The 12764-nt window shown below is 55.6% G+C and carries 12 protein-coding genes; 10 read left to right on the top strand and 2 right to left on the bottom strand.

Annotated elements, in window-relative coordinates; genetic code table 11:
• Positions 1-81: 81 nt before the first annotated feature.
• Together I9185_RS12915 and I9185_RS12910 are read right to left on the bottom strand one after the other, a co-directional pair.
• A complete protein-coding gene (locus I9185_RS12915; protein WP_210093263.1) occupies positions 82-804 on the bottom strand; it encodes an AAA family ATPase in 723 nt (240 codons plus the stop codon).
• A 315-nt stretch (positions 805-1119) separates the two neighbouring features.
• Positions 1120-1773, bottom strand: a complete 654-nt coding sequence (locus I9185_RS12910; protein WP_170417164.1) for a GntR family transcriptional regulator — start codon at positions 1771-1773, stop codon at positions 1120-1122.
• Between the two features lie 209 nt (positions 1774-1982).
• Between I9185_RS12910 and I9185_RS12905 the strand changes: the two genes are divergently transcribed.
• The 10 genes from I9185_RS12905 to I9185_RS12860 form a co-directional block, all read left to right on the top strand.
• Positions 1983-3074, top strand: coding sequence for a Gfo/Idh/MocA family oxidoreductase (locus I9185_RS12905; protein ID WP_209834506.1), 1092 nt, complete (start codon positions 1983-1985; stop codon positions 3072-3074).
• Between the two features lie 88 nt (positions 3075-3162).
• The gene (gene dctP, locus I9185_RS12900) at positions 3163-4173 is read left to right on the top strand and encodes a TRAP transporter substrate-binding protein DctP (protein WP_171634656.1); all 1011 of its coding nucleotides are present in this window, start codon (positions 3163-3165) and stop codon (positions 4171-4173) included.
• Between the two features lie 30 nt (positions 4174-4203).
• Positions 4204-4779: a TRAP transporter small permease subunit gene (locus tag I9185_RS12895; protein ID WP_171634653.1), complete on the top strand. Its 576-nt coding sequence runs from the start codon at positions 4204-4206 to the stop codon at positions 4777-4779.
• A complete protein-coding gene (locus tag I9185_RS12890; RefSeq protein WP_210093262.1) occupies positions 4776-6071 on the top strand; it encodes a TRAP transporter large permease in 1296 nt (431 codons plus the stop codon). Before I9185_RS12895 ends, I9185_RS12890 begins: the two co-directional genes overlap by 4 nt.
• A complete protein-coding gene (locus I9185_RS12885; protein ID WP_210093261.1) occupies positions 6071-7963 on the top strand; it encodes a sugar phosphate isomerase/epimerase and 4-hydroxyphenylpyruvate domain-containing protein in 1893 nt (630 codons plus the stop codon). The genes I9185_RS12890 and I9185_RS12885 overlap by 1 nt, the downstream gene beginning before the upstream one ends.
• A complete protein-coding gene (locus tag I9185_RS12880; RefSeq protein ID WP_245223559.1) occupies positions 7960-8787 on the top strand; it encodes a citryl-CoA lyase in 828 nt (275 codons plus the stop codon). The genes I9185_RS12885 and I9185_RS12880 overlap by 4 nt, the downstream gene beginning before the upstream one ends.
• On the top strand, positions 8777-9964 hold the full coding sequence (locus I9185_RS12875; RefSeq protein ID WP_245223558.1) for a Gfo/Idh/MocA family oxidoreductase: 1188 nt from the start codon (positions 8777-8779) through the stop codon (positions 9962-9964). The genes I9185_RS12880 and I9185_RS12875 overlap by 11 nt, the downstream gene beginning before the upstream one ends.
• Complete coding sequence (locus tag I9185_RS12870) at positions 9954-10628, top strand: hypothetical protein (protein WP_210093259.1); 675 nt, start codon at positions 9954-9956, stop codon at positions 10626-10628. The genes I9185_RS12875 and I9185_RS12870 overlap by 11 nt, the downstream gene beginning before the upstream one ends.
• The gene (locus tag I9185_RS12865) at positions 10621-11811 is read left to right on the top strand and encodes a Gfo/Idh/MocA family oxidoreductase (RefSeq protein ID WP_210093258.1); all 1191 of its coding nucleotides are present in this window, start codon (positions 10621-10623) and stop codon (positions 11809-11811) included. Before I9185_RS12870 ends, I9185_RS12865 begins: the two co-directional genes overlap by 8 nt.
• Before the next feature lie 154 nt (positions 11812-11965).
• On the top strand, positions 11966-12764 hold a 799-nt coding region (locus I9185_RS12860), incomplete at its 3' end, for a sugar phosphate isomerase/epimerase (protein ID WP_210093257.1).

Genomic DNA, 12764 nt, shown 5'->3' with positions numbered 1-12764 from the left:
GGCGAACGCGGATGGGGGCGAGGCAATGCTATTCGACAGTAGTGGTGCGGCCCGCAGGCTCAGCCGAGGACACGGTGTTGTCTAATAGGGTTGCGGTTCTTCAACCAGCACCAGATGTAGTGGTTCGTATTGAACGTCATCGTTAGCATTGGCAGCCTTGCCGACGCGCATCCAAGAGTCGCGAAAGCTCATCAACCTGAAAATCATCGAAATTAGGTTTTGGTATCCGAGCCCATTGTTGTTTTCTGGAAGTCGCAGCAGCGGCACCATATCTTCGCTTTCCGTAGGGGCCACATCAACGACAAATGTTACAGCCGAAGAGTGATTTAACCCGTCGATTGCCTTTAATCTCGTAGAAACCTTTGGTTTCGGGTCTGTTACGCCTGGGTAACTCATTTCTTCAACTTCACTAAATGCAGCTGCGAAGCTTTCGGTTAGCTTTTGATCAAACGCGTCTTGCGCCGCTTCAATGGCTTGAAGCGCGCCTAAATCATTTGCATCAGGTCCTTTCGCCGGATCGAGGTGTTTTGAATAGTAGCTGCGGAGTTGATCCGAAAGCTTGCTACCAGGAGATCCTGCGGGAGCGTCGTCGTCTTCCTCGCCTGCCGCTTCTTCACCGAATCCACGCTGCGCAGGGATATCGTGAATTCGTACTAGCCCTTTCAATGGCTCACCTTCGTAAGGAAGACAGTTTGACGGCAATTCCTGCAAGGCCGCTTGTCCACGTACAGGGTCGGCAGCTTTTGCAGGGTCAAGCGGATAGAGCTGTCGGCTATGAAATACGCGAACCAGCCATTCATACAATCACTTTCAAAGCCTGCTTTGTCCCGCGAGGCTGCCTTATGTACTCGTTCCACTGAAGGGCCACCTCTCAACCAGTGATCGCTTCACATAAAACCGTTTCAAGGATGTTCGCGGTTTGTTGTGGTGGTGCAAAGCAACCCTTGGTTGCGGAAGCTTAGCGTTCTCATCCCTGTTTAAACGGCTGCCTGATGTAGCGGGTTCGGATGTCGAATCATAAACTTACGGAATTCGTCTGGTAAGCACAGTAATTAAACTTGCCTTTCAGGTCCCGTGCCGTTGATTCAGGTGATGGAGATAGGCGGCAACAACAGCGAGCTACATAGCCTCCAGCGTATGTGAAAGACCGTTTCGGATGTGATCTTCTAACAGCTTCTTAGCGGTGCCCGCGTCTCTGGCCAATGCGGCATCGAACATGCCCTTATGCTCCTTGACTGCCTCTTCGCCGCGATAGGTCAGCACGAGCATCTGATACCGCAAGTATTTGTCGTAGATGATGGAGTGCAGAGACAGAAGGTTTTTGGAGTTGCAGGCCGCGATCATCGCTTGGTGAAACTCCCAATCATATCGTTTCCAGGTTTCTTTCTCGGACTCGTCGCCCTTGAGAAGCTGCTGTTCCATCAGGTGCAGTTTGTGGTGCGCGGCAACGAGGTTGCCTTCCCAGTCCGTGTCGCCATTCGCAATGGACAACTCCAACGCGTGGCATTCCAGCAGGACACGCAACTCTGATATCTCGGTCAGGTCTTCGCGAGAGACCGGCGTAACCAGGAAGCCTCTTTGTTCGGGAGCTTCGACAAAACCGTCGCTGGCAAGCCTGTTCAGGGTTTCACGAAGTGTTGAAAGGCTTGCTGAGTAGCGCTCTTTCAATGCGTCCAGCTTCAGTTTGGAGCCGGGTTGCAACTCTCCGAAGATGATATCCCGCTTGATGCGCTGATAGGTGCTTGCACCTATCGTAGACGGCTGTTTCGCCATGCGTTTCACCCGATATTATCAGTTTCCTCGTTCAATTAGCATTTTTCAGAGACATCAGCAATCCAAACTGATGTATGGTAAAAATAAAAATATCATATATTATTGCGGAATCGCGAAAACCCCAATACGGTCGTGGCCAAGTTGGGCAAAAGCTGCCCGACCGCAATCATCGGTTTCGGGATTTTCCAGACCCTCCGGAAGGAAGCAAAGTGTCTAAGAACTTTCGCATTGCCATTGTTGGCATTGGTCTTGTTGGACGCCGCCACGCAGACGCTATCCGAGCGTTACGCCATGTTGATCTCGTCGCGGTGGTCGACCCCAGCGATGAAGGTCGTGCGTACGCCGTTGAGCACGGGGTCGCATGTTACGAGACACTCGAGGAAATGTTTGCGAATCAGACGCCGGACGGAGCTGTTCTTGCGACCCCAACCACGCTTCATGTTGAACAAGGCCTCACGTGTGTGCGACATGGTTGTCCCGTTCTTGTCGAAAAACCGATCGCCGTAGAAGCCACCGCTGCACTTGAGCTTGTTCAAGCAGCGGAGAAGGCCAATGTGCCACTGATGGTCGGACATCATCGTCGGTACAATCCTCTGATCCGGTCGGCTAAGGAAGCCATTGTCGATGGGAAGATTGGAGATGTGCGCGCTGTCCATGCGAACTGCTGGTTCTATAAGCCAGACGAGTATTTTGATGCTGCGCCTTGGAGAAAGAAACCCGGTGCAGGGCCCATCTCAGTCAATCTGGTCCACGACGTCGATCTTCTGCGGTATTTGGCCGGAGAAGTCGTGACCGTACAGGCTCAGTCGGCTGCATCGCAGCGGGGCTACGACAACGAAGATGTTGCCGGTGCTCTGTTGACGTTCGAAAGCGGGGCGATAGGGACCATAAGTGTGTCCGACAGCATCGTTGCTCCATGGAGCTGGGAGATGACGTCTCAGGAATATCCAATCTATCCGTCGACCGCTGAGAGTAGCTACATGATAGGTGGCTCTCATGGTTCGTTGTCCGTTCCTGATCTTCGATTGTGGAGTTACCAGGGTGAGCAAAGGGACTGGTGGACGCCAATCTCATCAACCGCGCTGAAGAAGGGTGCGTCTGACCCCCTGGTCAATCAGCTTAGGCACTTTGTTGAAGTAGCTCGGCACGAAGCAGAACCGATTGTGTCTGGATGGGAAGGTTTCAGAACACTTCAAGTTATTGAAGCTATTCAGAATTCCTGCAGAACAGGTGAAACAGTCAGGATAAGCAACCTTCAGGAAACGCAGCAACAGAGAATACAGGTAATGAATAATATCTGATATTTTGCAAAAAATCTTGCAAAAAGTCCAAAATAGGTCAAAACTCAGAATCGGAAAAATGCATCATGATGTCTCAGGGAGGAGCAAAGTGATTACCAAACTTACCCGCCGGGCTGCTGTGTCAGCCCTGGTCGCAACCGGTGTTCTGTTTAGCGCAACAAGTGGTGTGCTGGCGGAAGACAAAGTGCAACTTCGCCTCGCAACATCAGGATCGGAGACCGATCAGCGCTCGGTCGCTATGGCCGAGGTTTTCGCGCCCATGGTCGCTGATTTCGCAAGCTACGAGCCCAGCTATAATGGAACCATCTTCGCCCAAGGCACCGAGTTGGACGCCATCAGCCGGGGTAACCTGGAAATGTCGATCACCTCGGCGCAGGAACTGGCCCAGTTCTTCCCCGAGTTTTCGATCTTTACCGCAGGCTATGTCCACCAGGACGCTGCGCATCAGGTGGCTGTCTTCAACGATCCCTTGATGGATGCCTTTAAGCAGAAGGCTGAAGAAGAACTAGGCGTCAAACTGCTGTCGGTCATGTATCTGGGCCGTCGTCAGGTGAACCTGCGCCAACCCAAGGATGAGCTGACAGTCACGACGCCAGCAGACTTGGAAGGCGTGAATCTGCGGATGCCGGGCACCGACGCATGGCAGTTCCTTGGCAAAGCGCTGGGTGCCGCGCCGACACCGATGGCCTTCTCCGAAGTCTATACCGCGCTGTCGACCGGTGCCGTTGACGGGCAGGATAATCCGTTGCCGACCGTCGTCGACGCCAAGTTCTATGAAGTGACCAATCAGATCGTCCTGACATCGCATCTGGTCGACTTGAACTATATCGCCATCGGCAAAGAGGTTTGGGACGGGCTTACACCGGAACAGCAAGCCAAGGTTCAGGAAGCTGCGGACGCAGCAGCTGAATCAGGCCGCCAGAAACAGCTTCAGAAAGAAGAGGATCTTGTCAGCTTCCTGAAAGAGCAGGGCATGGAGATTTACGAACCCGATCTCGCTGCGTTCCGCGATCAGGTACAGTCTATGTACCTGGAAAGTGAATTCGCCGGATCATGGCCGGACGGTGTGCTTGAGCAGATCAACGCTCTGGGCAACTAAAGTCGTCTGAAGAAGGGAGGGAGAACCATAATGAAAGCCTTTATGAAGGGGTTCTCCCGACTGACCGAAGCGATTGCCGGCGGGATGCTGGCGGCAATCTTCCTGATCTTCCTATTGCAAATACTCTTGCGCTACTTCTTTACCCCCGCCGGATGGACGCTTGAACTCATCGGCATTCTGTGGGTCTGGGTGATCTTCTTCAGTTGCGCTTTCATAGTGCGAGAACGGGATCACGTGAAGTTCGACATTATCTACCTTTCCGTACCGATGCGCGTGCGGCAGGTCTTTGCGATGCTGGCGGCCGCAGCGATCGTGGTCGGTATGCTCTACAGCTTCCTTCCGACGTGGGACTACATCGATTGGATGAAAATCCGCAAGACATCGACTGTCCGCAATCCGTTTTCTGGCGAGAAGATACCATTGCGCACAGTATTCTCGATTTACGCGGTATTCATGCTGGTCGTCGCAGCGCGGTACGCGTGGCTATTCTTCGACGTCATGCGCAATGGCCCACCAAAGACAGAGTTGGAACTGGTCGTTGGGTACAACGTCGTTGACGACCATCCGCGTGTCGACGTCGAAGAGGGCGAGGAAGTTAAGAAATGAGTTTTGAACTTCTTTCCTGCCTGCTCGCTCTCTTTCTTCTGGCAGGCATCGGGACACCTATCGGCTATTCCATCCTTTTGGCCTCATTGGTGTATCTGGGCACGGCCGTATTGGACGTCGCCCTCGCGGGCGAGAAAATCCTGCAAGGCTTCTACAAAAGCACGATCCTGCTTGCCGTGCCTTTGTTCATCGTCGCCGCGAATATCATGAATGCTGGGTCGATCACGGACCGTCTGCTGAACTTCTGCGTAGCCGCTGTCGGTCGTTTCAAGGGCGGCCTCGGGCACGTCAATGTGGTAGCGTCTCTGATCTTTTCCGGTATGTCCGGCTCGGCTGTCGCGGATGCCGCGGGGATCGGCAAGATAATCATTGAAATGATGACCAAAGATGGCCGCTACAGCCGAGGCTACGCAGCTGCAATCACGGCGGCGTCGGCAACGATCGGCCCTATTATTCCACCCTCGATCCCGATGGTTTTGTACGCGCTCGTTTCCAAGGCCTCTATTGGGTCGCTGTTCCTGGCCGGTATTCTGCCGGGTCTGATCATGGGCGTCGTTCTGATGGCGATGAACTACTATCTGGCAGGAAAGCGGAACTTTGCTTTGGAAGAACCTGTTCCGCTGCGCGAGTTGCCCGCAAAAACCGCCAACGCGTTTCCGGCGCTGCTGATGCCTGCAATCCTGCTGTACGGAATCTACGGCGGCGTCACCACTCCGACCGAGGCTGCAGCAGTGGCTGCTTTCTATGCGCTGCTTCTCGCCGCCCTGTTCTATCGTGCCTTGACTTTCCGTGGCCTGTATCAAGTGTTCGTCGACAGCGCGCGCTCTTCCGCCGCCGTCGGGGTGGTCATTGGGGGCGCGTTCATTCTGAACTTCATCGTCATTCAGGAACAGATTCCACAGTCGATCTCGGTACTGCTGGAGGGTTCAGATGTTAGTCCGATTGTTTTCCTGATCCTGGTTAACCTGCTGATCCTCGCGCTGGGTTGCGTGTTGGACGCGACAACGATCATTCTTGTGATCGTGCCCCTGTTCATTCCAACCTGCGAAGCGCTTGGAATTGATCTGGTGCATTTCGGAGTGCTGGTCGTCGTGAACTCGATGATCGGCCTGATCACGCCTCCCTATGGCATTCTACTCTTTGTAATCAACGCCGTGACGGACATTCCGCTGCGTGAAATCATCTCGGAAATCTGGGCCTTCCTGGCGGTTCTCATCTTCGCCTTGGTGATCATGATGCTGATGCCGGATCTGGTCCTGTGGTTGCCGCGTATGTTTGGATATCAGGGATAATGTGCCTTTCGGTTTCGACAACGTCGATCCCCGGTGATCTGGCTGAAAAGCTGAGTACTATCGCTGACGCGGGATTCGGGGGTGTCGAATTACACGAACCGGACTTGACCGCTTTTGACGGGCCGCCATCGCAAATTCGGAACATTGCATCAGATCTCGGCCTGAAGATTTGCCTGCTGCAACCTTTCCATAACCTTGAAGGTCAGTCTGGCGGCGGACGGGAGCGCGCCTTTGATCGACTGAAGCGCAAACTCGACCTGATGAGCGAGTTGGGTACGGATCTGCTGCTAATTGGGTCCGCATTCGAGGTCGATGCCGCTGCGACCGAAGAACAGGTAATCGCAGATCTTGGCGAGGCGGCCGAAATAGCAAAGGCAATGGGGTTGCGTCTGGCCTATATGGGCTTGCCATGGTCGGATCTTATTCACTCGGATGAACAGGCGTTAGGCGTCGTTGAAGCTATCGACAGCCCTTATTTGGGGTTGGCCTTGAATTCCTTCTTCTCGCTTGCCGACGGGTCCAAACCAGCCCGCCTTCGGGACATTCCCGGAGATCGGCTGTTCCATGTGCAGCTATCCGATGCACCCCGACTTGAGATGGATATTCGCAGGCTCAAACGGCACTTTGGGCTTCTGCCGGGGCTTGGGTCGCTGAACCTTGCGGGCTTTGTGCGGGTGTTGTCCCGCGCTGGGTACAAGGGGCCTTGGTCTATTGCGCGTGTCAATGAAGCAGCTCCTCAACCCGGTGGCCTGACACTGGCCCGAGACAGCTACAGGTCGCTGGTGAACCTCCTGGATGAGGTATCTCGGACCGAACCGGGAACCGATTTCGGTATCCCGGACCTGCCGGAACGCGTCTATGTATCAGGCTTTGAGTTCGTCGAATTTACAGCTGATGAATTAAGCGGCGCGCAGCTTGCAGAGATGCTGTCAGCAATGTGCTTTCGAATGGAGCGAAAACACGTCACCAAGTCCGTCGAGCTGTGGCGGCAGGGTGCCATAAACATCGTTGTGAATACCGAAAAGGAAGGTTTTGCCCATTCGGCGTTCCTGGGTCACGGCCCCTCCGTTTGTGACATGGGGTTGCGTGTCAAAGATGCGGATCAGACGGTTCAGCGGGCGACCGCGTTGGGCGCGCCGAATTTCTCACAGCCGGTGGGAACAGGGGAACTGGATATCCCGGCCATTCGGGGTGTTGGTGGCAACGTCGTTCATTTCATCGATGAGAAATCCGATCTCCATCGGGTTTGGGACATCGAGTTTGAGCCAGTCGCCAAGACCAAAGCGACCCAGCCCGCCGGTCTGCGCCGCATCGACCATCTGGCACAGACGATGCGTCACGATGAGATGCAGAGCTGGCTGCTCTACTACATTTCGACTTTTGAGATGGCAAAGTCTCCTATTGTGAACGTCGCCGATCCGTCCGGCGTCGTGCAAAGCCAGGCTATCGAAAGTCCAGAAGGCGAAGTGCGCCTGAACCTGAACGGGGCCGTTGGGCGCCGAACTCTGGCGGCGTCATTCCTTGAAGATGGCTTTGGCGCCGGTGTTCAGCACATTGCCTTCCAATCGGACGATATTTTTGAAACTTCAGCCCAGTTGCTCAAGTCCGGCTTTCCCAGCCTGTCCATCCCGGAGAACTACTACGCTGATCTGCAAGCGACATTCGGATTGGATGACGATTTGGTCGCCCAATTGCGCAGGGGGAACATTCTCTACGATCGGGCGGCGGGTGCTGAGTATTTTCAGATTTACAGCCGCCCCATCTTTAACGGCTTCTTCTTCGAAATTGTTGAACGCCGTATGGGCTATGCCGGTTATGGCGCGCGCAATGCACCCATTCGCCTTGCTGCGCAAAGCAAAACCCAGCCGGTGAAAGAGGTGCAGACGCAATGACCGCGCAGATGAAAGACGATGAGCGCGCCGTTCGCCAATGGTGGCGTACCTCCATCATCGACATGAAACCCGGACAGATCTCTTTTCGTGGAAACGCCATAGAGGACCTGATCGGAAACGTATCTTTCCCGCAGATGATCTGGCTTATGGTGCGGGGCGATCTACCCAGCGACGCGCAAGCGCGCCTGTTCGAAGCCGCCTTGGTCGCAGGCGTGGATCACGGCCCACAGGCTCCCTCAATCGCGGCTGCGCGTATGGCCGCCACCTGCGGGGTAGGTCTCAATAATGCGATGGCGACTGCGGTGAACATGCTGGGCGACGTGCACGGCGGGGCAGGAGAGCAGTGTGCAGAGCTGTACTATGACATCGCAGCTCGCATGGATTGCGGAGCATCGTTGAATGACGCAGTGAAGGACGGTCTGGACAGCTGGCGCGAGACCTATGGCAAGATCGTATCGGGCTTTGGTCACAGGTTTCACAAGCCTGTCGACCCACGCGCACCACGATTGATGCAACTTGTTCGTGATGCGGCGGCAGTAGGCACAGTATCTGGCCGGTTTGCCGATATCGGAGAAGAGGTTCAAGCCGAACTCGGTCGTCAACGCGGCGGTCGGCCAATTGCCATGAATATCGACGGCGCGACAGCTGTGATCTTCTGCGAACTTGGCTTTCCTGCGCCCTTGTCGCGGGGGCTGTTCTGCCTGTCCCGCTCGGTCGGAATACTTGCCCACGCATGGGAGCAGACGAGCCAGGGCGGTCGGAACAAAGGGCCTATGCCCCCAAATTACTTACCCCTCTACGAAGACAGGAATGATGACAGGTGAGACATCGAAATCCTTCCGGGTCGGCCTTATCGGCTGTGGTCGTATCAGCGATATTTATCTAAAAACACTATCCAAATTCTCAAACGTTGAGGTCGTGGCTTGCGCAAGCCTTGACCCTTCTGAAAGCCGCGCCAAAGCGGATCAATACGGTGTCGCCAAGGCCTGTGCGCCAGATGAGGTGTTTGACGATCCGACGATTGACTGTGTTCTGAATCTGACAATCCCGGCGGCGCATGCGGAAATCAGTTTGCGCGCGTTGGAGGCGGGGAAACACGTCTATTCCGAAAAGCCACTGGTCATGAACCGAACGGATGGTAAGGCGATCCTGCACATGGCCTCTGAAAAGGGGTTACTGGTCGGTTGCGCACCCGACACATTTCTGGGCGGTCGCTGGCAGACCGTTCGGCGCTTGATCGACGAGGGTGCCATTGGCAAACCGACAGGGGCTTTTGCCCATGTCGGGACCCACGGGACGGAGCGCCACCATCCCAACCCGGATTTCTACTATAAGGCGGGTGGTGGGCCATTGCTGGACCTTGGGCCGTACTACCTGACCGCCATGATCTGCTGCCTTGGTCCCGTTGACCGGGTTGCCGGAATGGCTCGGCGCACGTTCGACAATAGGATGATCGAAAACGGCCCTCGCAACGGCGAATGGATAGATGTCGAGGTCGACACGCACTCCCTAAGCCTGCTGCAGTTCTCTTCCGGAGCTATAGGGTCGATGACCATGAGCTTCGACGTCTGGGACAGCGAAACTCCACGGTTCGAGATCTACGGTGAAAACGGCACCATCAGCATCCCAGACCCAGACCCGGTTCATGGTGCCAATATCTTTCAAGGGGATGTCTGGCTGAAAACGCGGGAGACCTCGCGCTGGTCTCATCAGCCTCGTCCAACCGGTCGCGAAGACTGGCAGGTGGTCGAAAACAAACATGGGTTCAATGAAGACAGCCGCGGGCTCGGCCTTTTGGATCTGGCCCTGGCGGCGCAAGAAGGACGCCAACCCCGTGCAAGTGGAGCGCTCGCCTACCATGTATTCGAGGTCATGGACGCGATTGAACGGGCGCCGAAATTTGGTGCCTATCAGACGATAGAAAGCCGTTGCGAGGCTCCGGAACCTTTGCCGGTCGATTTCCTGAACGATGAGAGGAAGGAGTTGGTCCATGCCGATTGAGACACTCGACTTTGCTCAGCCATTCTTTCGCGTCCAGCACATAACTGACGAGCGCAGAATTTCCATAGAGGGTCGCGCCATCGTCCTTAACCTTGGGGGGCGAAATCTCTCTGTCGAGGATCAGACCATTGCACCGCTTTCGTCTGTGATCGTGCAAGACAGCACGCTTAGCGGCGTGGAACGTGCAGTCATTGTCCACGATTTCGACGCCCATGCGGATGACAACGAGTTGTTCGCATGGGTGAAAGATACATGGCCATCTGCTTTTGATGTTCGCCAAGAGGAGCGTTTGCGCGGTGTCAGCCACTACATGTCGCCAAAGGTTCTCGTGGGTAACGTTGGACTGACCATGTACCATTCCGGTTCGGTCCCATTGAATGTCGGATTGCACAAGGATCATCCGTTCTGCCCGGTACCGGGGTTTCGCGAAGTGCATACACAAATCGTAGGCTTTGGCAAAATGCAGCAATGCCGTGAGCGGGATGTTGAAACCCTTTACCTCGAAGAATTCATGGCCCCCGGCACGACGCACAAACCGATGTATGACGCTGAAGGCAACTATCCCTGGCATCAATACGAGACGATTACCCCCAGCATCTTCATGGCGGTGGAAATACTGCCAGAAGGCGTACGGGCCCCGGAAATAGAGGTTCAGAATGGCTGAGAGACTTTTACCCAAAGACCTGAACTTTGACGGACCTTTCCCCCGGTTGTCTCGCCGTTTGCGGCTGGGCGTTGTTGGCGGCGGACGGATCTCTGTCACGCAGGCAACGGCCGCGCGGATGACCGACCGGTGGGAGGTCACCGCAGGCGCGCTCAGTTCTGACGCCGCGCGAAGCAAGGCGCGCGGGGCCGAGTGGTTCCTGCCGGCAGACAGGTGCTATGCGTCGTTCGACGAGATGGCGCAGGCCGAGGCGGCGCGCCCGGATGGCGTAGATGCCGTCATGATCACGACCCCGAACCACGTTCATTTCGAAGCTGCCAAAGCGTTTCTTGAGGCGGGCATTGACGTGCTGTGCGACAAGCCCCTGACCAACGAAGTTGCCGAAGCCGAGGGGCTTGAGGAGATCGCCGCGCGCACGGGAAACATCCTTGCTGTCGGATATACGATGTCATGTTTTCCAGTAATCCGTCAGGCCAAACAAATCGTGGCGGAAGGCGGCATCGGTAAAATCAACCAAATCCATGTTGAGTTCATGCAAGACTGGATGACGCCCGAAGATGTGGCTGATGCGCCTCATGTAAAGTGGCGGCTGGACCCCAAGATTTCTGGTCCGACCAGCTGTGTCGGCGATATCGGTACCCATGCAGCTCATCTCGCCAGTTTTGTCTCGGGCCTGCCCTTGACCGACCTACGGGCCGAGTTTCATGTCTGCGGTGCGCCAAAGCCTTTGGAAGACACGGTTTTCATGTTCACCCGCTATCAAAACGAGGTTCCAGGAACCCTGATGGCGACGCGCCTTGCCCCCGGAAATCGGGGTGGGTTGCGGTTGCGGGTATTCGGCAGCGAAGGAGGCCTCGAGTGGGACCTGGAGAATTCGGAACAGCTGAAGTTCAATCGGTTCGGTGAGCCGGATCGTATCATCAGCCGAGGTCACGGGCATGGCATCGGCCCCGGCGCAGAACGTCTAATCCGGACCGCGCGCGGCTTCCCAGAAGGGATTATCGAAGCCTGGGCCAACCTCTATACGGAATTTGCTATGGCCGTCGCCGCGCGTCGGGATCGCGTTACCGTTCCGGCCGATTGGCTCTCTTATCCCAGTGTCGATCAAGGCGCAGACGGTGTTCGATTCATTGATGCCTCTGTGCGCTCTCACCAGTCCGGAGGCGACTGGGTCACTATCTAAAGCTTTGCCAATACGAAGGTTAAGCACGCCCGGGCTAGGGCCCGGGCATTTTCATTTCCTGCTCGGTATTAAAAGTTGATATTTTAAAAAATATCAGATATTTTTTACTACGTGTGATGAATTTTAGATTCGCAGACACTTGGAGCTGTCGTTCATGGTGAAACCCGAAGAGGCTGGCGCAGGCCCCTCTCTCTATTCCTTGGCGCATCTGACGCTGATTGGCTGTACGCCGCCCGAGCTGGTCTATATCGCCGCGCGGGCCGGTTACGATGCCGTCAGTCCCCGGTTCATTCCGATGCATGTGCCCGGTGAATTCACCCAATCCCCGATCGACAAGGCGCAGGTGCAGGCCACCAAGACGGCTCTTTCGACAACCGGCCTAAAAGTCCTTGATGTTGAGATTGCGCGCATCACCGAAGACGTGGACCCGCGCGGCTTTGAGCGCTCGTTGGAAATCGGCGGGGAACTCGGCGCCAAACGCATGATCATGAGCGCGTGGACCAACACCCGCGATGATCGTGACTTTCTGATCGACGTCTATTCTGAGACCTGCGAACTGGCAGCACCCTACGGGTTAACGGTGGACCTGGAGTTCCCAAGTTTTTCCCGCCTGCGCACACTGGATGAGGCGCTGGATATTGTCCGCGCTTCCGATCAGCCCAACGGCGGTATCCTGGTCGACACGCTCTATCTGCACCTCAGCCGAGTGGATCTTGGAGAGCTGTTGCACGTCCCCTCGGACCTCTTTCACTTCCTGCATATCTCAGATTGCCTGCCCGGAATCGCTGATACGCGCGAAGGCATGATCCAGCTGGCCCGTGATGCAAGGCTGTACCCCGGCGAAGGCTGGATCGATTTCACCGGTATCATCGAACGGATGCCACCCGTCGACTATTCCATCGAACTGCCCAACCAAAGCCGCGTTGCCGAGTTGGGATATGAAGAACACGCGC

Source organism: Ruegeria sp. HKCCSP346, from assembly GCF_017872595.1.
Lineage (GTDB): Bacteria > Pseudomonadota > Alphaproteobacteria > Rhodobacterales > Rhodobacteraceae > Ruegeria.
This window is presented reverse-complemented; position numbering and strand designations above follow the sequence as displayed.

Bases quoted from the DNA above. Each gene is read 5' to 3' on its own strand.
- I9185_RS12910 (WP_170417164.1), bottom strand. From the start codon at position 1,773: ATGGCGAAACAGCCGTCTACGATAGGTGCAAGCACCTATCAGCGCATC.
- I9185_RS12895 (WP_171634653.1), top strand. From the start codon at position 4,204: ATGAAAGCCTTTATGAAGGGGTTCTCCCGACTGACCGAAGCGATTGCC.
- I9185_RS12890 (WP_210093262.1), top strand. From the start codon at position 4,776: ATGAGTTTTGAACTTCTTTCCTGCCTGCTCGCTCTCTTTCTTCTGGCA.
- I9185_RS12885 (WP_210093261.1), top strand. From the start codon at position 6,071: ATGTGCCTTTCGGTTTCGACAACGTCGATCCCCGGTGATCTGGCTGAA.
- I9185_RS12880 (WP_245223559.1), top strand. From the start codon at position 7,960: ATGACCGCGCAGATGAAAGACGATGAGCGCGCCGTTCGCCAATGGTGG.
- I9185_RS12875 (WP_245223558.1), top strand. From the start codon at position 8,777: ATGACAGGTGAGACATCGAAATCCTTCCGGGTCGGCCTTATCGGCTGT.
- I9185_RS12870 (WP_210093259.1), top strand. From the start codon at position 9,954: ATGCCGATTGAGACACTCGACTTTGCTCAGCCATTCTTTCGCGTCCAG.
- I9185_RS12865 (WP_210093258.1), top strand. From the start codon at position 10,621: ATGGCTGAGAGACTTTTACCCAAAGACCTGAACTTTGACGGACCTTTC.